The organism is Ancylobacter sonchi (genome assembly GCF_018390695.1).
Classification (GTDB): Bacteria; Pseudomonadota; Alphaproteobacteria; order Rhizobiales; family Xanthobacteraceae; genus Ancylobacter; species Ancylobacter sonchi.
Map to the genome: position 1 here is coordinate 14,728 of NZ_JAHBGF010000028.1, position 20,936 is coordinate 35,663.

Annotated in this window: 24 protein-coding genes; 8 read left to right on the forward strand and 16 right to left on the reverse strand. The window is 68.5% G+C overall.

Annotated elements, in window-relative coordinates; all coding sequences use genetic code 11:
- Nucleotides 1-12 precede the first annotated feature (12 nt).
- The 3 genes from bluB to KHC28_RS15480 form a co-directional block, all read right to left on the reverse strand.
- Entirely contained in the window at nt 13-645 is a 633-nt protein-coding gene (gene bluB / locus KHC28_RS15470; RefSeq protein WP_214009267.1) for a 5,6-dimethylbenzimidazole synthase, read from the reverse strand.
- Between the two features lie 70 nt (nt 646-715).
- A complete protein-coding gene (locus tag KHC28_RS15475) occupies nt 716-1,012 on the reverse strand; it encodes a HigA family addiction module antitoxin (protein WP_214009268.1) in 297 nt (98 codons plus the stop codon).
- Between the two features lie 10 nt (nt 1,013-1,022).
- On the reverse strand, nt 1,023-1,304 hold the full coding sequence (locus KHC28_RS15480; RefSeq protein ID WP_214009269.1) for a type II toxin-antitoxin system RelE/ParE family toxin: 282 nt from the start codon (nt 1,302-1,304) through the stop codon (nt 1,023-1,025).
- Nucleotides 1,305-1,569: 265 nt separating this feature from the next.
- Here KHC28_RS15480 and cobT point away from each other — a divergent pair, with 265 nt between their 5' ends.
- From cobT to KHC28_RS15495, 3 genes are read left to right on the forward strand one after another with little or no spacing between them, the layout of a single operon-like run.
- The gene (gene cobT / locus KHC28_RS15485; RefSeq protein ID WP_214009270.1) at nt 1,570-2,592 is read left to right on the forward strand and encodes a nicotinate-nucleotide--dimethylbenzimidazole phosphoribosyltransferase; all 1,023 of its coding nucleotides are present in this window, start codon (nt 1,570-1,572) and stop codon (nt 2,590-2,592) included.
- A 31-nt stretch (nt 2,593-2,623) separates the two neighbouring features.
- Nucleotides 2,624-3,157: a thermonuclease family protein gene (locus KHC28_RS15490; protein WP_312893217.1), complete on the forward strand. Its 534-nt coding sequence runs from the start codon at nt 2,624-2,626 to the stop codon at nt 3,155-3,157.
- Nucleotide 3,158: 1 nt separating this feature from the next.
- Complete coding sequence (locus tag KHC28_RS15495; RefSeq protein WP_246564893.1) at nt 3,159-3,830, forward strand: uracil-DNA glycosylase family protein; 672 nt, start codon at nt 3,159-3,161, stop codon at nt 3,828-3,830.
- A gap of 6 nt (nt 3,831-3,836) precedes the next feature.
- Here KHC28_RS15495 and KHC28_RS15500 read toward each other — a convergent pair whose 3' ends face one another.
- The 4 genes from KHC28_RS15500 to KHC28_RS15515 all read right to left on the reverse strand — a co-directional run bounded on the left by KHC28_RS15500 (nt 3,837) and on the right by KHC28_RS15515 (nt 7,204).
- Nucleotides 3,837-4,589, reverse strand: a complete 753-nt coding sequence (locus KHC28_RS15500) for an ABC transporter permease (RefSeq protein WP_214009271.1) — start codon at nt 4,587-4,589, stop codon at nt 3,837-3,839.
- Nucleotides 4,589-5,308, reverse strand: coding sequence for an ABC transporter permease (locus tag KHC28_RS15505; RefSeq protein WP_214009272.1), 720 nt, complete (start codon nt 5,306-5,308; stop codon nt 4,589-4,591). The genes KHC28_RS15500 and KHC28_RS15505 overlap by 1 nt, the downstream gene beginning before the upstream one ends.
- Before the next feature lie 194 nt (nt 5,309-5,502).
- Complete coding sequence (locus tag KHC28_RS15510; protein WP_214009273.1) at nt 5,503-6,279, reverse strand: ABC transporter substrate-binding protein; 777 nt, start codon at nt 6,277-6,279, stop codon at nt 5,503-5,505.
- A 205-nt stretch (nt 6,280-6,484) separates the two neighbouring features.
- The gene (locus tag KHC28_RS15515; protein WP_214009274.1) at nt 6,485-7,204 is read right to left on the reverse strand and encodes a Hint domain-containing protein; all 720 of its coding nucleotides are present in this window, start codon (nt 7,202-7,204) and stop codon (nt 6,485-6,487) included.
- Nucleotides 7,205-7,687: 483 nt separating this feature from the next.
- Here KHC28_RS15515 and KHC28_RS15520 point away from each other — a divergent pair, with 483 nt between their 5' ends.
- Complete coding sequence (locus KHC28_RS15520; RefSeq protein ID WP_214009275.1) at nt 7,688-8,902, forward strand: Mrp/NBP35 family ATP-binding protein; 1,215 nt, start codon at nt 7,688-7,690, stop codon at nt 8,900-8,902.
- Between the two features lie 80 nt (nt 8,903-8,982).
- Here the strand turns inward: KHC28_RS15520 and KHC28_RS15525 are convergent, their stop codons facing one another.
- A complete protein-coding gene (locus KHC28_RS15525) occupies nt 8,983-9,810 on the reverse strand; it encodes an isocitrate lyase/PEP mutase family protein (protein ID WP_214009276.1) in 828 nt (275 codons plus the stop codon).
- Between the two features lie 251 nt (nt 9,811-10,061).
- Between KHC28_RS15525 and KHC28_RS15530 the strand changes: the two genes are divergently transcribed.
- Nucleotides 10,062-11,150 (forward strand): TRAP transporter substrate-binding protein, encoded by a 1,089-nt coding sequence (locus KHC28_RS15530; RefSeq protein WP_214009277.1) that lies wholly within the window; start codon nt 10,062-10,064, stop codon nt 11,148-11,150.
- 230 nt (nt 11,151-11,380) lie between these two features.
- Here KHC28_RS15530 and KHC28_RS15535 read toward each other — a convergent pair whose 3' ends face one another.
- Both KHC28_RS15535 and KHC28_RS15540 read right to left on the reverse strand, forming a co-directional pair.
- Nucleotides 11,381-11,617 (reverse strand): hypothetical protein, encoded by a 237-nt coding sequence (locus tag KHC28_RS15535; protein WP_214009278.1) that lies wholly within the window; start codon nt 11,615-11,617, stop codon nt 11,381-11,383.
- 126 nt (nt 11,618-11,743) lie between these two features.
- A complete protein-coding gene (locus KHC28_RS15540) occupies nt 11,744-12,031 on the reverse strand; it encodes a hypothetical protein (RefSeq protein ID WP_214009279.1) in 288 nt (95 codons plus the stop codon).
- 226 nt (nt 12,032-12,257) lie between these two features.
- On the opposite strand from KHC28_RS15540, the gene KHC28_RS15545 reads away from it, so the two are divergent.
- Nucleotides 12,258-13,349 (forward strand): TRAP transporter substrate-binding protein, encoded by a 1,092-nt coding sequence (locus tag KHC28_RS15545; RefSeq protein ID WP_214009280.1) that lies wholly within the window; start codon nt 12,258-12,260, stop codon nt 13,347-13,349.
- A 61-nt stretch (nt 13,350-13,410) separates the two neighbouring features.
- Nucleotides 13,411-14,517 (forward strand): TRAP transporter substrate-binding protein, encoded by a 1,107-nt coding sequence (locus KHC28_RS15550; RefSeq protein ID WP_214009281.1) that lies wholly within the window; start codon nt 13,411-13,413, stop codon nt 14,515-14,517.
- Nucleotides 14,518-14,657: 140 nt separating this feature from the next.
- Here the strand turns inward: KHC28_RS15550 and KHC28_RS15555 are convergent, their stop codons facing one another.
- The 3 genes from KHC28_RS15555 to moaA all read right to left on the reverse strand — a co-directional run bounded on the left by KHC28_RS15555 (nt 14,658) and on the right by moaA (nt 18,104).
- On the reverse strand, nt 14,658-15,581 hold the full coding sequence (locus tag KHC28_RS15555; protein WP_214009282.1) for a DMT family transporter: 924 nt from the start codon (nt 15,579-15,581) through the stop codon (nt 14,658-14,660).
- Nucleotides 15,582-15,658: 77 nt separating this feature from the next.
- The gene (locus KHC28_RS15560) at nt 15,659-16,915 is read right to left on the reverse strand and encodes an MFS transporter (RefSeq protein WP_214009283.1); all 1,257 of its coding nucleotides are present in this window, start codon (nt 16,913-16,915) and stop codon (nt 15,659-15,661) included.
- A 163-nt stretch (nt 16,916-17,078) separates the two neighbouring features.
- Nucleotides 17,079-18,104, reverse strand: coding sequence for a GTP 3',8-cyclase MoaA (moaA, locus tag KHC28_RS15565; RefSeq protein WP_214009923.1), 1,026 nt, complete (start codon nt 18,102-18,104; stop codon nt 17,079-17,081).
- A gap of 257 nt (nt 18,105-18,361) precedes the next feature.
- Between moaA and KHC28_RS15570 the strand changes: the two genes are divergently transcribed.
- Nucleotides 18,362-18,748: a gamma-butyrobetaine hydroxylase family protein gene (locus tag KHC28_RS15570; RefSeq protein ID WP_214009284.1), complete on the forward strand. Its 387-nt coding sequence runs from the start codon at nt 18,362-18,364 to the stop codon at nt 18,746-18,748.
- A gap of 64 nt (nt 18,749-18,812) precedes the next feature.
- Here the strand turns inward: KHC28_RS15570 and KHC28_RS15575 are convergent, their stop codons facing one another.
- From KHC28_RS15575 to rpiA, 3 genes are all read right to left on the reverse strand, one after another.
- The gene (locus KHC28_RS15575) at nt 18,813-19,421 is read right to left on the reverse strand and encodes a L,D-transpeptidase (protein WP_214009285.1); all 609 of its coding nucleotides are present in this window, start codon (nt 19,419-19,421) and stop codon (nt 18,813-18,815) included.
- A 187-nt stretch (nt 19,422-19,608) separates the two neighbouring features.
- Nucleotides 19,609-20,184: a DUF2059 domain-containing protein gene (locus tag KHC28_RS15580; protein ID WP_246564895.1), complete on the reverse strand. Its 576-nt coding sequence runs from the start codon at nt 20,182-20,184 to the stop codon at nt 19,609-19,611.
- Between the two features lie 17 nt (nt 20,185-20,201).
- The gene (gene rpiA / locus KHC28_RS15585) at nt 20,202-20,909 is read right to left on the reverse strand and encodes a ribose-5-phosphate isomerase RpiA (protein WP_214009287.1); all 708 of its coding nucleotides are present in this window, start codon (nt 20,907-20,909) and stop codon (nt 20,202-20,204) included.
- Nucleotides 20,910-20,936 lie beyond the last annotated feature (27 nt).

Sequence of the window (20,936 nt, forward strand, 5' to 3'; positions counted from 1 at the left end):
ATGCGGCTTCGCTCAGCGCTGCAGGAAGACGTCGCCGGGCGGCAGGCGGTGCTCCCAGCCGGCGCGCTCCAGCTCCGGGATATCGGAGGGCGCGCGGGGATAGCCTATGCACAGATGGGCGATGAGCCGCCAGTGCCCGGGCACCTCCAGTGCCGCCGTCACCGCCGGCGCATCGAGGATCGATACCCAGCCGAGCCCGATCCCCCGCGCCGCCGCCGCCAGCCACAGCGTGTGCACGGCGAGGACGGCGGAATAGCCGAGGGTCTCGGGCATGGTGGCGCGGCCAAGGCCATGGCCGATCTGCGTCTCGGTGTCGACGAAGACGGCGACCTGCTCAGGCGCATCGTCGAGCCCGGCGAGCTTCAGCCGGGCATAGAGGCTGGCGCGTTCTTCCTCCTGGGCGGCGAGGGCCTCGGCGTTGCAGGCCTCGAAGATGGCGCGGATCCGGGCCCGCCGCGCCGCCGAGGCGACCCGCACGAAGCGCCAGGGCTGGCTGAGCCCGACGCTCGGCGCCTGATGGGCCTGACGGAGCAGGGTATCGAGCAGCCCTTCCGGCAGCGGCCGGGTCTCGAAATGCCGGACGTCCCGCCGCCAGTGGAACAACTGGTCGAGTTCGCTGCAGAAGGTGGGAGACAGGGCGCTCATGCGGCTTCCCGTAGCAGAAATCGCCGCGTGGCGTCAGCCGGCGCTCCGGTCCCACCGTGCGCGCGGTGGATCAGGCCGCGCTGTCGAGCGGCCGGATGTCCGTGACGTCGGCGGCCGCCCGCTCGGCACGCACGAGGTCGTGAGCGGCCTGGAGGTTCATCCAGAATTCCGGCCCGGTGCCGAACAGGCGGCCGAGCCGCAGGGCGGTGTCGGCAGTGACCGGTGTTTCCTCCCGCGCCAGCCGCTCGATCCGGGTGCGCGGCACATGCACCGCCTTGGCCACCGCATAGGGGCTGAGGTTCAGCGGCAGCAGGAACTCCTCGCGGAGGATCTCGCCGGGATGGATGGGGGGCAGGGGGCCGTGCATGGGGCTGTCCTCAGTGATAGTCGGCGATCTCGACATCATGGGCGTGTCCGTCACGCCAGACGAAGCAGATGCGGAATTGATCGTTGATGCGAAGAGAATGCTGACCAGTGCGATCGCCCTTCAGTTGCTCCAGACGGTTGGCCGGCGGTGCCCGCAGGGATTCGAGGGTGACGACGGCATTCAGCATGGCCAGCTTGCGCCGGGCGACGCGGAGCAGATCAGCAGGAAAACCCTTGCCGCTCGTGCCGTTCCAGACCGCCCGAGCCTGTTTTCCCTTGAAGCTCTGGATCATAGCTGGACCGCATTCTCATGCGTCATATGTATCTCATGGTGATACGTATTGCAAGAAGCTGTATCTCGATATGATACGGATGTCATCGACCTGACAGTAGGGCCATCGTGACGTGCCTTCGGACGCATACATGGCGCTTCCGTCCACCTCCCATTTATCGGTTGCCTCGCGGGCGGGGAGGGCGTACCCCGCCCACGCTTCATCGCCCGGCCTTTTCCCTTCTCCCCGTGGCCGGACCTTCGCGACCTGAACCTTCGAGAGACCCATGCAGCGCACCGCCACCGGGCTTCCCTTCGACGACATCCGCAACCTGTTCCTCTCCCTGCCGGCGATCAATGCCGAGGCGGAGGCAGCGGCGCGGGCGCGGCAGGGGCAACTGGTCAAGCCGCCGGGCGCGCTCGGGCGGCTCGAGGAAATCGCCATCAAGCTCGCCGGCTGGCAGGGGCGCGAAATCCCGCGCATCGACCGCCCGACGGTCGCGGTGTTCGCCGGCACCCACGGCGTCGCCAAGCGCGGAGTCTCGCCCTATCCGCCGGAAGTGACCAAGCAGATGGTCGCCACCTTCACCGACGGCAAGGCGGCGGTGAACCAGATCTGCGGCGTGTTCGGCGCCGGCCTCAGGGTGTTCGACCTCGCGCTGGACATCCCGACCCGCGACATCGTGGAAGAGGACGCGCTCACCGAGGCGGAATGCGCCGCCACCATGGCCTTCGGCATGGAGGCGCTGGCGGGCGAGCCGGACCTCTTGTGCCTCGGCGAGATGGGCATCGGCAATACCACGGTGGCGGCGGCGATCTTCCACGGCCTCTATGGTGGCAGCGCCACCGAATGGGTCGGGCCTGGCACCGGCGCCACCGGCGCGGTGCTGGCGGCCAAGATCGCCGCCGTTGAGGCGGCGGTGGCACGCTGCCGGGGTCATCTCGACGACCCGCTGGAAGTGCTGCGCCGGCTCGGCGGGCGCGAACTCGCCGCCATGGCCGGCGCCATCCTCGCCGCCCGCATGCAGCGCGTGCCGGTGGTGATCGACGGCTATGTGGTGACGGCTGCTGCCGCCGTGCTGCACGCGCTCGACCCCTCGGCGCTCGACCATTGCTTCGCCGGCCATGTCTCCGCCGAGCCCGCCCATGCCCGGGTGCTGGAGCGGCTGGGGATGAAGCCGCTGCTCGACCTCGGCATGCGGCTCGGCGAAGGCTCCGGCGCGGCGCTGTCGATCGGCGTGATCAAGGCCGCTGTCGCCTGCCATGGCGGCATGGCGACCTTTGCGGAAGCCGGCGTCGCGGACGCCTGAGCGGGTGCGGGCTCCGGGTGGCCGCTGGCGCGTGCCTCGCCGGTTTCCGGCGGCGGGCGGTACGCGGCGCGGCAGGTGGCGGCCGTCGACCTGGCATGCGGTGCTGGTGGCGGCGGTGATGATCGTCGCGGCGCTGGTGATCGAGCGGTTCGTGCCGCCGCTGGACGGCGCCATGCGGGTGGCCGATGGCGACAGTTTCGAGCTCGGCGGCACGCGGGTGCGGCTGGAGGGCATCGACGCGCCCGAGCTGCACCAGAATTGCGGCGCGCCGGGCGCGTCGTGGCCCTGCGGGCAGCGGGCCAAGCAGGCGATGCAGCAGGCGGTCGCCGAAGCCGGCAAGGATGGCGTGACGTGTCGGCCGGTCGATGGCGACCGCTACGGGCGCTCGGTGTCGATCTGCCAGGCGGGCGGGCGCGACCTCGGGGCGCTCATGGTCGAACAGGGCTGGGCGGTGGCGACCTCCTTCGCCTATCGCGGCGAAGAGGCGGCGGCGCGGGCTGCCGGGCGCGGCATCTGGTCCGGCCCCTTTGAGATGCCGGCGGATTTTCGCGCCCGGCAGCGGTGACATGAACCGCTCCCGCGACCATTTAGGGGCGATGGACGCCACGCTCTCCCCGCTCGACACCGTGCTCGCCGAAATCCGCGCCTGCCGTGCCTGCGTGGAGGCGCCGCGCGGCAAGCCGCTGCCGCATGCGCCGCGCCCGGTGCTGCATGTCGGCCCCTCCGCGCGGCTGCTGATCGCCTCGCAGGCGCCGGGCACCAAGGTGCATGCTTCCGGCCGCTCCTTCGACGACGCCTCCGGCGACCGGCTGCGCGACTGGCTCGGGCTCGACCGTGCGCGCTTCTATGACGAGGCGAGGGTAGCTATCGCCGCCATGGGGTTCTGCTTTCCCGGCCAGGACGCCAAGGGCGGCGACCTGCCGCCGCGCCGGGAATGCGCCGCTCTGTGGCACGACCGGCTGTTCGCGGCGCGCCCGGCATTCGAGCTGATCGTCGCGGTGGGGGCGAGCGCGCAGGCCTATCATTTGAAGCGGCTGGGGCTGGCTGATTTCACCGTGCTCGGCCTGACCGAGCGGGTGACGCGCTGGCGCGAGATCTTCGAGGCGCGGCAGGCACCGCGGGTCATCCCGCTGCCGCATCCCTCCTGGCGCAACACCGGCTGGCTGAAGCGGCACCCGTGGTTCGAGGCCGAACTGGTGCCGGTGCTGCGCGCCGAGGTGGCGCGGCTGACGGGGTGAGACGCCTCAGCGCGACACGGCGACGTGCCGGTTGAGGCGGCGCTCCAGCACGTCCCACACCCGGCGCACGATCTCCACCATCAGCAGGTACAGCACGGCGGCCCACAGATAGACCTCCATGTCGTAGGAGCGCGAGAAGGCGAGGCGGGTGACGCCCATCAGGTCGTAGACCGTCACCACCGAGGCGATGGCGCTCGACTTGATCATCAGCACCACCTCGTTGCCGAGCGGGCGCAGTCCGACCGCATAGGCCTGCGGCAAGAGGATGGTGCGGTAGATCTGGTAGCGGGTGAGGCCGAGCGACTTGCCGCCCTCGTTCTGGCCGACCGGCAGGCTCTGCAGGCCGCCGCGCAGGATCTCCGCCTGATAGGCGGCGGTGTTGAGCGTGAAGGTGAACACCGCGCAGTTGAAGGCGTCGCGGAAGAACCACCACAGGCCGATATCGGTGAAGAACTCGCGGAACTGGCCGGCGCCGTAATAGACGAGGAAGGTCTGGGCGAGCAGCGGCGTGCCGCGGAAGAAATAGGAATAGCCGAAGGCGAGGCGGGAGGTGATCCTGCCGCCCTCGACGCGGGCGACGGCGAGCGGCAGGGCGAGAATGGCGCCGAAGATCATCGACAGCCCGACCAGCTCGACGGTGACCCACACGCCCTGCAGGAAGCGCAGGCCGTAGCGGTCCATCAGATCGGCGTTGAGGCCGATAAAGCCGGCCACCGCGAGGAAGCCCTGGCCAATGGGGGTGAGGAGCGCATCCAGCATCATTTCGCTCCCGCCCGCTTGAGGCCGCGGCTGGCCCTCGCCTCGGCGCGGGTCAGCACCAGGCTGGAGAGGATGGAGAAGACGAGATAGATGAGGCACGCCACCAGATAGAAGAAGAAGGGCTGCTTGGTGACGCCCACCGCGATCGCGGTCTGCCGCATCAGGTCGTTGATGGCGATGACCGAGACCAGCGAGGTGTCCTTCATCAGCACCATCCAGTTGTTGGACAGGCCAGGCAGGGCGACGCGCCACAGCTGCGGGAAGACCACGAGGCGGAACGCCTGCCATTTCGGCAGGCCGAGCGCGGCGGCGGCTTCCTTCTGCCCGCGCGGCACCGCTTTCAGCGCGGCGTAGAACACCTCGGAGGAGAAGGCGGCGAGCACCAGGCCGAGGGCGACGACGCCGGCGAGGAACTGGTTCACCTCGACATTGGCGCCGGGCCAGAAATACCCGGCGAGGCGGGTGAGCAGCATCTGTCCGCCATAATAGACGATGAACAGCGTCAGCAGTTCCGGCAGGCCGCGGAACACGGTGGTGAACAATGTGGCCGCCGACCGGACGACCGGCGAGGGCGCGTCCTTGCCGAGCGCGACGAGCAGCCCGAGCGCGAGGCCGAAGGGCAGGGTGGCGAGGGCCAGCTCGACGGTGAGCAGGGCACCGCGGGCGATCTCGTCGCCCCAGCCGCCCGGACCGAAGGAAAGCAGGGTCAGGAATTCCATCCCGGGAACGGCGCTCCGCTTGCGGCCAGGACGGGCTCAGCGGCCCGGAAGCACGTCAGATTCGGCAGATGCGAGCATGGGCCGGCCCCGAAGGGGGTTCAAGCGGGGCGCGGCAGCTCGGGCGGCAGTTCGGGCGGCGGATCACGACAGGCGAGGGGCCGGCAGGGGAAGCGGCCGGCCCCCTCGCCCGGCGATCAGTAGACGCTGAACGGGAAGTACTTGGCGTTGATGGTCTTGTAGGTGCCGTCGGCGAGGATTTCGTCGATCGCCTTGTTGAACATCACCACCAGCTCGGGATCGCTCTTGCGGATGCCGACGCCGACGCCGTCGCCGAAATATTTCGGATCGGTGTATTCGGCGCCGGTGAACTTGCAGCAGGCGCCGTCCTTGGTGGCCAGCCACTCCATCAGCACCACCTTGTCGGCGAGGATGGCGTCAAGGCGGCCATTGGCGAGGTCGAGATTGGCCTCGTCCTGCTTGCCGTACAGCTTCACCTCGGCGCCGGCCTTGCCGTAGACGTCCTCGAGATAGTTGGAGTGGATGGTCGAGCCCTGGGCGCCGAGCACCTTGCCCTTCAGCGCCGCCGGCGAGGTCTCGGTGATCGGGGAATCCTTGCGCACCGCGAAGGTGGCGGGGGTCTTGTAGTACTTCTTCGAGAAGTCGATCTGCTTCTTGCGTTCCTCGGTGATCGACATCGAGGCGACGATGGCGTCGTACTTGCCGGCCTGCAGCGCGGGGATGATGCCGTCCCAATCCTGGGCGACGAAGGTGCACTCGACCTTCATCTTGGCGCACAGCGCCTTGCCGATGTCGATGTCGAAACCCTTGAGCTCGTTGTTCTCGACATAGTTGAAGGGCGGATAGGCGCCCTCCGTGCCGATGCGGACGGTTTTCCATTCCTTGGCGGAGGCGCCGCTCAACGCGGCCGCAACCATCACGGCGGCCGCCGCGAAACGGGTGACGAGGCTCATGCTGTTCCCCTTTGGAAGATTGCCCTGGGCCGGTATTTTTTTGTTCCGGCAGCGGCGATGCTGGCATTTTTCCGGGGGATTGCGCAACCGGGGGTGATGCATTCTTGGTCACTGGCCACAGGTGACCGCGAATTGCGCATGCGGGCGCGGCGGGGCGGTGTCCGGGCGGCGAGGCCGAGGGGCGCCGCCCGGAGCCGGGGGCGGGTCAGGCGACCTTGGCGTCGGGGGTGCCGGCCCGCGCGGCCAGTCGCTCGCGGATCGGCGCCGGCAGCTGGCGGGCCGACTTGATGCGCGGCAGGTCCATCTCGACGATGGCGGCGCGATCCTCGCCGAAGAGCGCGGCGTATTCGGCGTGATTGTCGAAGCGGCGGCGCGTGACGTTGTCGACGAAGGTTTCCGCCGGCACGCCCTCGGCAAGGACGAGCGCGTGGTCTTCCAGCTCGATGTGGAAATAGGTGAAGCGCTCGGCGGGGCGCGCGACCCGTGCGACGCTGCTGCCGTTCACCAGCGCGGCAGCGTGTACCAGCGCCCCGTCGATCAGCAATGCGTGATCGGGGGAGAGAAGGAGGTCGTCGGCCGGCAGGTTCTCGCCCAGCGCGCCGGCGCCGACGCGGATCGGGTAGGCGTGCAGCGGGTCGGCGAAGGCAGCGACTACCGTGCGGCGGCCGATCCAGCGGATCGGGCGGGTCTCGCCGGCCGCGGTGAGCACGAGGTCGCCGAGGGCGAGGTCCTCGATCTTGCGCGGGCCGCCGGGGGCGGCGATCCGGGTTCCGGCCAGGAAGCATACGACGACGGGATCGGAATTGATGGTGTCGGTATCGATCGTGCTCGGGAAGGTGAAGGACGAGGGGTCGGCAACATTCGACCAGATATAGACGATGCCATTTCCAGGCGCGACGACGATGAATGTTTCGCCGTTGATCACGATGGTTCCTGAATAGTCGCCAATATTGGCGCCTCCATCGATGATGTCATCCGTGCTGGTAAACGTTTCGTCGGAATTTGAGTCGGTGATAATTCCTACCTCGCTCGACGACGTCAAGAAGGTGCCATTCGATTCTAGGTATTCTGCCTTCACGTTATAGTCATAAGTTGCCATGTCGCATCTCCGAATTGTTTAAAAACGAAAATACATTCATCCGCGAATTTATCGGATTTGCATTACGCTATGATCGCGTATGCCTCTGCGTCAATTATATTTCGGTCGCGGATGGAGGCTGCCGGGTAGCGGCTCCTTCAGCCGGTCGCGACCGGCCGATGCGGCGTCACGACCCGACGGGTAGGTGCGGGGCGTCGACGTGGCGATTACCCCGACAGATCACCCCATGCCGGCGGACGGGTTGACGCTGGCGGCGCGCTGGTGTCTCACGGTCTGAACTGTTTCCAAGAAGAGCCGGGAGTATTCGACATGGCGGTGAGCGCGGACGAGGTTAAGACGCGACTGGCGCAGGTTTCCGCGCCGGACGGCCGCCCGATCACCGAAACGGGCGTGCTGTCGGAGATCCTGGTCTCCGACGGCAAGGTGTATCTGTCGATCACCGTCGACGCGCGCGAGGCGCAGGCCTGGGAGCCGGTGCGCGCCGCCGTGGAACGTACCGTGCGGGCGACGCCGGGCGTGACCTCGGCGCTGGTGGCGCTGACCGCCGAGCGCAAGGCGGGCACGTCCTCTCCCGCGCCCGCGCCGGCCGGCGGCTCCTCGACGACGCCGGTGCGCGTCTCCGGGCAGGGGGCTCAAGCGGGGCACTCTCATGCCGGCCATTCGCATGCCGGCCACACCCACGCGCCGCAGCCGCCCGCCGATCCGCAGAAGGAATCGCGCGGCCTGCCGGGAGTGGGCTCGATCATTGCGGTGGCGTCCGGCAAGGGCGGCGTCGGCAAGTCGACGCTGGCCGCCAATCTGGCGCTGGGGTTGTCGGCGCTCGGGCTGAAGGTCGGCCTGCTCGATGCCGATATCTACGGTCCCTCGGTGCCGCGCCTGATGGGGCTGAAGGGCAAGCCGGACGTCGAGGGGCGCATGCTCCAGCCGATGCACTCCTGGGGCCTGAAGGTGATGTCGATCGGCTTCCTCGTCGAGGAGGAGACGCCGATGATCTGGCGCGGCCCGATGGTGATGTCGGCGATCAGCCAGATGCTGAAGGAAGTGGCCTGGGCGCCGCTCGACATTCTCGTCGTCGACATGCCGCCCGGCACCGGCGACGCGCAGCTGACCATGGCGCAGCAGGTGCCGCTGGCCGGAGCGGTGATCGTTTCCACCCCGCAGGACCTCGCTTTGATCGACGCGCGGCGCGGCGTCGCCATGTTCCAGAAGGTGAACGTGCCGGTGCTCGGCGTGGTCGAGAACATGAGCTACTTCCTGTGCCCGCATTGCGGCACCCGCTCCGACGTGTTCGGTCATGGCGGGGCGCGGCACGAGGCGCAGCGGCTCGGCGTGCCCTTCCTCGGCGAGGTGCCGTTGCAGATGGCGATCCGCGAGACCTCCGACGCCGGCCGCCCGATCGTCGCCACCCAGCCCGACAGCCCGGAGGCGCGGATCTATCGCGACATCGCCGTCGCCGTGCGGGCGACGCTGGAAGGCGGCCGCGCCACCGCGCGCCCGGTGCCGCGCATCGTGGTGGAAGGCTGAGGCGACGGGGAGAGGTTCCGTTTATCCTGCTTTGGAGAAAATTCGCCTATCCCATTGATAAGTCGACCTGATGGGTGCGATCACTCCTGCTGCGGCGGGCCGGCGAGGAGGGCGTCGAGTTCGGCCGAGGAGATCGCCGTGTCGAGAAAGCCGAAGCGGCCGGTCTCCCGCATCTCCCGCGCGGCACGCACCACGCCGCCATAGGCGAGCCGGGCGAGCGAGGAGCCGAGGCTGATGCGCCGCACGCCCGCTTCAGCCAGATCGGCCACGGTGAAGCGCGCGGCGCCGATGCCGATGACGGCGTTGACGGGCTTCGGCACCGCCGCGCAGACGGCGCGCACCGCTGCGAGGTCCGGCAGGCCGGGGGCGTAGAGCACGTCGGCGCCGGCGGCGGCGTAGGCCTGAAGGCGGCGAATCGTATCGTCGAGGTCCGGTCGATCCCAGAGGAAATTCTCCGCCCGCGCGGTGAGCACGAAGTCGTCGCCGAGCGCGTCCCGAGCCTCGACGGCGGCGGCGATGCGCTCGACGGCGAGCCCGAGATCGTAGATCGGATCGGCCGGGCGGTTGGTGTGGTCCTCGATCGAGCCGCCGGCGAGGCCGGTCGCGGCGGCGAGGCGAATGGTGCGCGCCACCTCCTCGGGGGTGTCGCCGAAGCCGTTCTCCAGATCCGCGGACACCGGCAGCGAGGTTGCGTCGACGAGGAGGGCGCAATGGGCGAGCACGTCCTCGCGGCTGGTCTGCCCGTCCGCCACTCCGCGCGCCAGCGCCATGCCGGCGCTGGTGGTGGCCAGCGCCGCAAAGCCCAGCGCGGCGAAGAGGCGCGCGGTACCGGCATCCCACGCATTGGCGAGGATGAAAGCGCCCGGCCCGTCGTGAAGGGCGCGGAAGGCGGCGGCTCGGCTGGGCATGGCGCGCTCCGGCGGCTTGGATGACCTAGAGGAATTTCGATAGGAACGTATCAGGAACAAATGGCCTTTCCAACCCCCGGCGGCACGGGACGGGGCGGCCGGGGGAAACCTCTTCGACAAAAGGCGAAAGCGACCTGCCGTTGCGCTGGGGCAAGCCGTGGCGTACCAGTAGTGAAAACAAGCAATTCGTGTGCGGACGCGCGCCAATGCGCCTCACCGCACCGCGAGGAAACCCCAGCAGGAGACACTTGATGAAGCGTCGTCAATTCTTGGCCGCCGCCGGTACCGGCGCCGCGGCAACCATGCTTGCCGCCCCCGCCATCGCCCAGTCCGCGCCCGAGGTGAAGTGGCGCCTGGCGTCCAGCTTCCCGAAGTCGCTGGACACCATTTATGGCGGCGCGGAAGTCATGTCGAAGATGGTTTCCGAGCTGACCGACGGCAAGTTCCAGATCCAGGTCTTCGCGGCCGGCGAGCTGGTGCCCGGCCTGCAGGTGCTGGACGCGGTGCAGAACAACACCGTCGAGATGTGCCACACCGTCTCGTATTACTTCGTTGGCAAGGATCCGACCTTCGCGGTCGCCGCCTCGGTGCCGTTCGGCCTCAACGCGCGCATGCAGAACGCCTGGCTGTTCCAGCACGGCGGCAACGAGCTCTTCAACGAGTTCTACAAGAAGTACAACGTCTACGGCCTGCCTTGCGGCAACACCGGCGCCCAGATGGGCGGCTGGTTTGCCAAGGAGATCAAGACGGTCGCCGACATGAACGGCCTGAAGATGCGCATCGGCGGCATCGCCGGGCAGGTGATGGCCAAGCTTGGCGTGGTGCCGCAGCAGATCGCCGGCGGCGACATCTACCCGGCGCTGGAAAAGGGCACCATCGACGGCGCCGAGTGGATCGGCCCCTATGACGACGAGAAGCTCGGCTTCTACAAGGTGGCAAAGTTCTACTACTACCCCGGCTGGTGGGAAGGCGGCCCGACCATCCACGCCTTCGCCAACCTCGCCAAGTTCAACGAGCTGCCGAAGAGCTACCAGGCGGCGCTGACCGCTGCGTGCACCTACGCCAACACCATCATGAACGCGCGCTACGACGTGCAGAACCCGCCGGCCATCAAGCGGCTGGTGGCGAACGGCACCCAGCTGCGTCCCTATCCGATGGAAGTGATGGAAGCCTCGCTCAAGGCCACCAACGAGCTGTGGGGCGAGATCTCCGCCAAGAACGCCGACTTCAAGAAGGCGATCGACACCATGCAGGCGTTCCGCAACGAGGAATATCTGTGGTGGCAGGTGGCGGAATACACCTTCGACAGCTTCCAGATCCGTACCCGCCCGCGCGGCTGACGGTGAGGTGATCGGGCATGCCCGGGGCTCGCTCCGGGCATGTTTCGTCGCTGGCTCGCCGGTGGCGGCCGCGTTGCCCGTGTGGCATGGCGCGGCGGGGCGGGATCGCATGGGTGCCGATCATGTCGGCCGACGGCGTTTCAGCCTATGCGACGTCGACACCCGACACTTTGGCGCTCGAAGCCTTCGCGCCCGAAGCCCAGGTGTCTGATGCATCGGTGTCTGATGCGTCAGCGTCCGAACTGGGCCTCGCAATCCAAAGTGAACTGGCGCTTGATCGCTTCCGGCAGGGTGCCGGGTCCGAAGCTCTTCTTCGCCCGCGCCATGCATTGCTCGAACGGGGTCCGCGACCGGGCCGGAGCGCTCGCCTGTGCCGGCCGCCCGCCGCCATGCAGGTTGGCGCGGATGAAATGACCGGCGCCGATGACGATGACCATGCTCAGGATCGAGGCGAGGACGCGGTTCATGGGACAGGCTCCGGCACGGTCGGGCGTGGCCGCCAGCGTATCAGGCGGCTGGCCCCGGCGACATCGTCCCGCGCGCGGCCTATGGCGGATCGTCCCTTAGCGGAGTGGTTGGCGCGGATGGCCACGCTATTTGCCGGCGGAAGCGTCGCATTTCAGCGCGATCTGGCGGTGCTGGGCGCCGGACACCGCCTGCGTGCCGCCATGCGCCTTGAGCTCGGTGGACATGCATGTCTTGAACGCCGCCTGTGCCGCCGGCGAGCGCGCCTTGTCGCCCATCGGCTGCACGGTGTTGGCGTGGACGGTGGTGGCCAGTACGAGGCCGGCCAGCACGAGACCGCCTCGCGCGCGAGTGGGGAACGGGATTCCGGTATGTCCCGGCAGGCGCGAGGCCGGCCGCTCCGGCAATGGACGCATGACGGCATTCCCTCTGGCTGGCGGGTGGCAGCAGCCTACCATGCCGGCGCCCGGCGCGGAGATGTTGCGTTGATCGCTGCCGACGCGCCCGAGACGCGGCATGACGCTTCCGCAGTTGCCCTCGGTTCGCCGCTGTTGCAAAGACTGCGCTGTCGCAAACCTATGCGTGCTGAAAGTCCCGCGCCGGCCAGGATGGGCCGGGCGGGGTGAAGGAAAGGCCCATTCGATGAAACGCCGCGATCTTCTCACCGCCGCCGGCCTCGGCGCGCTGGCGCCCGCCGCGCTCGCTGCCCCGGCCCTCGCCCAGAGCGCCCCCACCGTGCGCTGGCGCCTGACCGCCAGCGTGCCCAAGGTGCTGGACGCCATCTTCGGCGCCAACGAGCTGGTGGCGAAATATGTGAGCGAGGCCACGGACGGGCGCTTCACCATCCAGCCCTTCGCCGCCGGCGAGATCGTGCCCGGCCTGCAGGCGATGGACGCGGTGCAGAACGGCACCGTCGAGGTGGCGCAGACGCCGCTCTATTACTACACCGGCAAGGATCCCACCTTCGCCTGCTTCACCACCATGCCGTTCGGGCTCAATGCCCGCCAGCAGAACGCCTGGTTCTACCATGGCGGCGGGCGCGAGCTGCAGAACGAGTTCCTCGCCGGCTACAACCTCGTCGGCTTCCTCGGCGGCAATACCGGCACCCAGATGGGCGGCTGGTTCCGCAAGGAAGTGAAGACGCTGGAGGACTTCAAGGGGCTGAAGTTCCGCATCGGCGGCATTGCCGGGCAGGTGGTGGCCAAGCTCGGCGTGGTGCCGCAGCAGATCGCCCCTGCCGATATCTATCCCTCGCTGGAAAAGGGCACCATCGACGCCTGCGAATGGGTCGGCCCCTATGACGACGAGAAGCTCGGCTTCGTGAAGGTGGCGCCGTACTACTACTATCCCGGCTGGTGGGACGGCGGCCCGACCATGAACGTCGTCGTCAACAAGGCGAAGTGGGACGAACTGCCCAAAGCCTACCAGGCGATCTTCGAAGCGGCCACCGCCTATGCCAATGCCGACATGCTGGCGAAATACGACGCCTTCAACCCGGCGGCGCTGCGCCGGCTGGTGGCGCAGGGCGCGCAGCTGCGCCCATTCCCGCCGGAATTCCTCGACGCCTCCTACAAGGCGGCGAACGAGCTCTATGCCGAGATCAGCGCCAAGAACGCCACCTTCAAGAAGGTGATGGATGCGCTGATCGCCTTCCGCAACGACGAGTATCTGTGGTGGCAGGTCGGCGAATACCCCTATGACAGCTACATGATCCGCGCCCGCCAGCGCGGCTGATCCGTGCCCGTCCCGCGACCAGGTTTCGCGGGGCGGCCCCCGAACCCAAGGATTGACGACGATGACCCGCTCCCTCGAGCGCCGCGCCCTTCTCAAGGGCGCCGGCATCGCCACCGCGACCGCCGCCGCCTCGCTGGCCTCCCCGGCGATCGCCCAGACCGCGCCGACCGTGCGCTGGCGCCTGACCACCAGCTATTCCAAGGCGCTGCCGACGCTGTTCGGCGCCAGCGAGCTGTTGGCCAAATATGTGAAGGAGGCCACCGACGGCGCCTTCCAGATCGACGTCTTCGCCCCCGGCGAGATCGTGCCCGGCCTGCAGGCCTTCGACGCGGTGCAGAACGGCACGGTCGAGCTCGCCCAGACCGCGCTCTACTACTACATCGGCAAGGATCCGGCCTTTGCGCCGTTCACCACCATGCCGTTCGGGCTGAACGCCCGCATGCAGACCGCCTGGATGTACCATGGCGGCGGGCAGGAGCTGCAGGACAAGTTCCTCGCCAAATACGGCGTGGTTGGCTTCGTCGGCGGCAATACCGGCGCGCAGATGGGCGGCTGGTTCCGCAAGGAGATCAAGTCGGTCGCCGATGTCTCCGGGCTGAAGATGCGCCTGCCGGGCCTCGCCGGGCAGGTGATGGCCAAGCTCGGCCTGGTGCCGCAGAACATCGCCTCCGGCGACATCTACGCCGCGCTGGAGAAGGGCACCATCGACGCCGCCGAATTCGTCGGCCCGGTGGACGACGAGAAGCTCGGCTTCGTGCGGGTGGCGCCCTATTACTACTATCCCGGCTGGTGGGAAGGCGGACCGACCATCCACTTCATCGCCAACGACAAGGCGTGGGCCAAGCTGCCAGCGAACTACCAGGCGGTGTTCAAGGCGGCGAGCGCCTATGCCAATGCCGACATGCTGGCGAAATACGACGCCGGCAACCCGGCGGCGCTGCGGCGGCTGGTGGCGGCCGGGGCGCAGCTGCGCGCCTTCCCCATCGAGGTGATGGACGCCGCCTACAAGATCAACACCGAGCTGATGGCGGAGATCTCCGGAAAGAACGAGGCGTTCAAGGAGATCTACGGCTCGATGATCGCCTTCCGCAACGAGGGGTACCTCTGGTGGCAGGTCGGCGAATATCCCTATGACGGCTACATGATCCGCGCCCGCCAGCGCGGCTAGAGTACGTCCGGTGAATTCCGGTTCACCAGACGTACTCCAGGGTCTTGTTCGGGCGCGTTTTCTTCACGCGAACCGGACTCCACTTCGCTCGAAAACGCTCTGGGCGCGGCTTCTGGCGGGATCATCTTGAAAGCGGCGCCTCAGGCGGCGCCGCTTTCCACCTCGGCCGCGCCGGCCCGGCGCGGCGGATCGAGGCGCGGGCGGCCATTGTCGCGCACCGTGTAGATGCCGGCGGCGACGATCAGCGCCATGCCGGCCACCGAGACGAGATCCGGCACCATGCCGAACAGCGTGGCGCTGAGGAACACCGCGCACACCACCGCGGCGTAGCGGAACGGCGCGATCACCGCCGGATCGGTGCCGCGGAAGGCGGCGATGGTCAGCCCGTTGCCGAGGATCAGCGTGCAGCTGCCGCCGAGGATCAGCAGCAGCGTGTGAAGATCGAGCGGCTTCCATTCCTCGAAGCCGGCGCCGGCAAAGCCGAGTGCCATGCCGCACAGCGCGGTGCCGAAGGTGACGACGAGGCTCGGCACGTGGCGCCCGATGCGTCCGGTGACGAAGTCGCGCAGCGTCATCAGCATCGCGGTGATCACCGGCAGCACCGCGACCGGCGCGAAGCTGGACGCGCCCGGCTTGATGATCAGCCCGACGCCGACCAGCCCGACCGCCACGGCGATCCAGCGCTGCCAGCCGAACTTGGAGCCGAGCAGCATCACCGCCGCCGCCACGGTGAGCAGCGGTGCGATCTGCACGATGGCGGCGGCATCGGCGATCGACATGACGGCGAGGGCGGTCATGAAGATATAGGTGCCGGTCGCCTCGGCCCAGGAACGCACCATGGTGCGCCCGTCCACCACATGGCGCAGTGAGCGTAATTCGCCTCGCCACGCCATCAGCGTGATCAGCATCAGCGCGGCGATGAGACCGCGCAGCGCCATCATCTGCGAGGGCGGCAGGCCCTCGCCGGTCAGCACCAGCTTGGAGAAGGCGTCGTTGCCGGAGAAGAAGGCGGAGCCGCCGATCATCAGGAGGATGCCGCGACGGTTGGTCTTTTGATCGTGCATGGGACGGGCGGGGAGCGAGGGGCGGCGGACGGGGAGAGGCGGGCGAGACTAGCGGGGAGGTGGCAACAAAGCGTTGCTCAGCGCTCCTCGCAGGCGACTTCAGTGAGGGCGACTTCGGGCTTGGCGACGTCGGATTTGGCGACGCCATGGCCGGCGCCGGCCGGCGCGGCCCCCATATGGGCGACCGGCTCGCCGCGTCCCTCCAGCGCCCGCGAATAGACGCACAGGCCGAGCGCGCCGAGCGCCAGCGCTGCGCCGACCCAGGGCAGCGATGCATAGTCGATGCCGACGGTGAGCGCCGCGCCGCCGATCCAGGCGCCGGCGGCGTTGCCGAGGTTGAAGGCGCCTTGGTTCAGCGTCGAGGCGAGGTTGGGCGCGCCGACGGCGGCGTCGACCACCCGCACCTGGATCGGTGCCACCACGGCGAAGACCAGGATGCCCCAGATGAACACGTTGACCACCGCCGGCAACTCGTGGCCGATGGTGAACACCAGTGCCACCAGCACGAGCGCAAGGCCGACGAAGATGCCCATCAGCGAGGGCATCAGCTTCCAGTCGGCCAGCTTGCCGCCGAGGATGTTGCCGATGGTGATGCCGACGCCGAACAGCAGCAACACCACGGTGACGGCGTGCGGGGTGAGGCCGGTCACCTCGCGCAGCAGTGGCGCGATATAGGTGAATACGGTGAACAGGCTGGCCGAGGCGAGCACGCTCATCGACATGGCGAGCAGCACCTGCGGGCGCTTCAGCACCCGGAACTCGCGCAGGATGTTGCCGCTGCTGTGCGGGATCGCCGAGGGCACCCAGACGGCGATGGAGGCGACCGCCAGCAGGCCGATGATCACCACCGCCCAGAAGGTGGAACGCCAGCCGGCGAACTGGCCGAGCGCGGTGCCGAGCGGCACGCCGAGCACATTGGCCAGCGTCAGACCGGCGAACATCAGCGCGATGGCGCTCGCCCGCTGGTTCGGCGGCACCAGGCTGGCGGCCACCACCGCGCCGATGCCGAAGAAGGCGCCGTGGCAGAAGGCGGTGACGACGCGCGCCGCCATCAGCATCCAGTAGTCCGGCGCGACGGCGCACAGGAAGTTGCCGACGACGAACATGCTGGCGAGGCCGACCAGCGTCGCCTTGCGCGGCAGCGAATTGGTGATGATGGCGACGATCGGCGCGCCGATGACCACGCCCATGGCGTAGCCGGTGACCAGCAGGCCGGCGGCCGGGATGGTCACGCCGAGATCGGCCGCCACCTCGGGCAGCAGCCCCATGATGACGAATTCGGTGGTGCCGATCCCGAAGGAGGCCATGGCCAAGGCCAACAGCGGCAGCTGCATGGGTGACTCGCGCGGTGCTATGAGGTGATTCCGTGCCGCTTCCCTAGCAGTCCGGACCGCTTCCAGAAATGCACAAGCTGTTGCAACGCAGCAAGATCAGCTCACGCGCGGCAGCCATGCGGCTATCGCGCGGGCGGTTAACCGAAGGTGAATCGGTCGGATTTCAGCCGCCGGTCACGCTCATGTGACGGCGAAGCGCCGGCGCCTGGCCGGGGCGGTCGATCACGAAGTCGTGCCCCTTGGGCTTGCGGAAGATGGCGTCGTCGAGCGCGGCGTGCAGGTTCTCGTCGCTCTCCGAGGCGCGCAGCGGCGCGCGCAGGTCGGCGGCGTCCTCCTGGCCGAGGCACATATACAGAGTGCCGGTGCAGGTGACGCGCACGCGGTTGCAGCCCTCGCAGAAATTATGCGTCAGCGGGGTGATGAAGCCGAGGCGTCCGCCGGTCTCGGCGATCGAGACGTAGCGCGCCGGGCCGCCGGTGCGGTAGGCGATGTCGGAAAGCGTCCAGCGCTGCTCCAGCTGCGCCCGCACGGCAGAGAGCGGCAGATACTGGTCGAGGCGCTCGGCGCCGGTATCGCCCAGCGGCATCACCTCGATGAGCGAGACGTCCATGCCGCGACCGTGCGCCCACTCGATGAGCGCGGGGATCTCGTCCTCATTCTCGCCGCGCAGCGCCACGGCGTTGAGCTTCACCTTGATGCCGGCCTGCTGCGCGGCATCGATGCCGGCGAGCACCTTGTTGAGGTCGCCCCAGCGGGTCAGCGCCCGGAAACGCTGCGGATCGAGCGTGTCCAGCGAGACGTTGATGCGCTTCACCCCGCAATCGGCGAGCTCGCCGGCAAAGCGGGCGAGCTGCGAGCCGTTGGTGGTGAGGGTGAGTTCTTCCAGCGCGCCGGATTCGAGGTGGCGGGACAGCGAGCGGAACAGCGTCATCACGTCCCGGCGCACCAGCGGTTCACCGCCGGTGAGGCGCAGCTTCTTGACGCCCCGGACGACGAAGGCGGAGCACAGGCGGTCCAGCTCCTCCAGCGTCAGCAGCTCCGGCTTCGGCAGGAAGGTCATATGCTCGGCCATGCAGTAGACGCAGCGGAAGTCGCAGCGGTCGGTGACCGAGACGCGCAGATACGTCACCGCCCGGCCGAACGTATCGACCAGCGGCGCCCGCGGGGTGTCCCACAGGGCGCTGTCGATGCGCTTTTCGCTCTCAAGCACCAAGGCGTCTGCTCCGCATGCTACCGAACACCGTCCCATCCGGGGCGGCTCGCTACGATATCTAGGGATTCCATGCTGCCATGCCAAGGCGCAGGCTTCTATCGACTGATCGCCGATATCACTCGATTTTGCTGCATCGCACGTTCAGCATCGCCGCGCGGGGCCGGCTAGCGGACGGGGTTGGCGGCGCCCGCGCGCTCGCTTATGTCAGGGCCGAGCAACAGAGGAAGCCGACCGTGACCGACGCCTCACCCTGGCCGACCGAGCTGAAGGTCCACAAGGACCACCGCACCCTGACCGTCACCTTCGAGGATGGCGCCAGTTTCGCGCTGCCGGCGGAATATCTGCGGGTGGAGAGCCCGTCCGCCGAGGTGCAGGGCCATTCGCCGGCCGACCGCAAGCTGGTCGACGGCAAGCGCGAGGTGCGCATCCAGGAAGTGCTGCCGGTCGGTCACTACGCCGTGCGGATCATCTTCGACGACGGTCACTCGACCGGCATCTACAGCTGGGAGACGCTGGCGACGCTCGGCCGCGAGCAGGATGAGCGCTGGAAGAGCTATCTCCAGCAGCTGGCGGCCAAGAACCTGTCGCGCGACGCGCCGGGCGTCCAGCGCCGGCACTGACGGCCGGCGCGGTCCGTGGCAAGGCCGGTTCGACGAACCGGCCCGCGATGTCAGTTCGGCGTCGTCAGTTCAGCACCACCACGCGGGTGCCGACATTGACGCGCTCATAGAGGTCGGTCACGTCGTCATTGGTCATGCGGAAGCAGCCCGAGGACACCGCCTGGCCGATGGTCTCCGGCTCGTTGGAGCCGTGGATGCGGTAGAGCGACGAGCCGAGATACATGGCGCGGGCGCCGAGCGGGTTCTCGATGCCGCCGGGCATGTAGCTGGGCAGGCCGGGACGGCGCTTGCGCATCTGCGGCGGCGGCGTCCAGCCCGGCCATTCGGCCTTGCGGGTAATGGTCTTGTTGCCGCCCCAGCGGAAGCCGTCGCGGCCGACGCCGATGCCGTATTTCAGCGCCGTGCCGTCCGGCTGCACCAAATAGAGCCGGCGCTCGGCGGTGTTGATGATGATGGTGCCGGCGGAGTAGGGGCCGGCATAGGCGACGGTCTGGCGCGGGATCGACGAGGCGCCGCGATAGCCCGCCTTGGGGCCGACGCCGAAATCGAACGGCTTCGGGAAAATGCCGAGGAACGGATTGTCCAAGGCCATGGCCGGCGCCGCCGCCAGCATCGCCGAGCCGGCCAGGACGGCCGCGGCGGCAAGTGTCTTCAGTCCCATCATCTGCCCCATGCCATTCTCCACCCGGGCGGATGCCGGGCGCTCGCCGTTCCGATCTCGCGGCATGTCTGGCGCGACGCCCCGGAACGTCGGCGATTATGCCGGCTAATCGCAAACGACAGGTTGACGTTGGCGTGACGCGCACTCACGCGCGAGGCGTGCCGGCGCCCCGCGCATCGGCCGGGCGCCGGCAGCGTCGTCAAATGGTGAAGCCGCGCTTCTTCATCTCGGCGCGGACGCGGGTCTCGACTTCCTGACCGAACTTGGCGCTCCAGGTCTGGATGCCCTTCAGCCCTTCGTCGAGCAGTTCCTGGCGCTGCTCGACCAGCTTGCGGCCGGTGGGCGAGCGGTAGAAGGCCAGCAGCTCGCCGAGCTCGGCCTCGGTGAACTGCGCCGCATAGGTGCGGGCGAGGATGGCGGTGATTTCCGCCTTGCGGGCCTCGTATTCCGGCACCAGCGACTTCGCCACGTCGCGCAGGTCGCGGATCAGGTCCGGATTGGCCTGAACGAAGCTGCCGGCGGTCTGCTCGACGATGGTGGGGATGATGGAATCGAAGCTCGACGCCTCGCCATTGGCGACGAGAAGCTCATTGGCGAGCTTCATGCGTGCCGGGCTCGGCTGCGCGGCGGCAGCGGGGGCGGCGGACTGGGCGAGCGCCGGGCCGGCGGCCGGCACGCCGAGCGCCAGCGCCGCCGCGACGACGAGCGCGCGCGAGGCACCGAGGCCCGCAATCCTGCCACCGGCGGCGCGACGTCCAGAAAACGGAACGTTCATTGGTAACTCCCTGACGTTCATGCCTCGGCGCGGGTAATCGTGGTTGCGCCGGCGGGATCCGCGAGAATGACGCGGCTCGCCATGTTGATGAAAAGACCGTGCTCGACGACACCCGGCACGCCCGACAGCGCCAGCGCCAGCGCCGCCGGATCCGGGATCGCGCCATAGGCGGCATCGAGGATCAGATTGCCCTGATCGGTGACGAAAACATGACCATCGGCGCGCCGGCGCAGCGTCAGCACGCCGTGGCAGCCGGCCGCCTTGGCGGCGCTGGTGATGCCGCGCCGGATGGCGGCGAGGCCGAAATCCACCACCTCGATCGGCAGCGGGAAGGCGCCGAGCGTCTCCACCTTCTTGGAGGCGTCGGCGATGACGATCATCTCCCGCGAGGCTGCCGCGACGATCTTCTCGCGCAGCAGCGCCCCGCCGCCGCCCTTGACCAGGGCGAGGCCGGGGCCGATCTCGTCGGCGCCGTCGACGGTGATGTCGAGCGCGGGATGCTCGTCCAGCGTGCCGAGCGGCACGCCGAGCTTCTCGGCGAGCGCGCGGGTCTGCTCGGAAGTCGGCACGCCGACCACTTCGAGGCCCTCCGCCACCCGCTCGGCGAGCAGCTCGACGAAGTGCTTGGCGGTGGAGCCGGTGCCGAGGCCGAGCTTCATGCCGCCACGCACGGATTCCAGCGCCACGGCGGCTGCCTGACGCTTCAGTGTTTCGACATCGGACACGAGGGCGCTCCCGGAGAACTGGACACG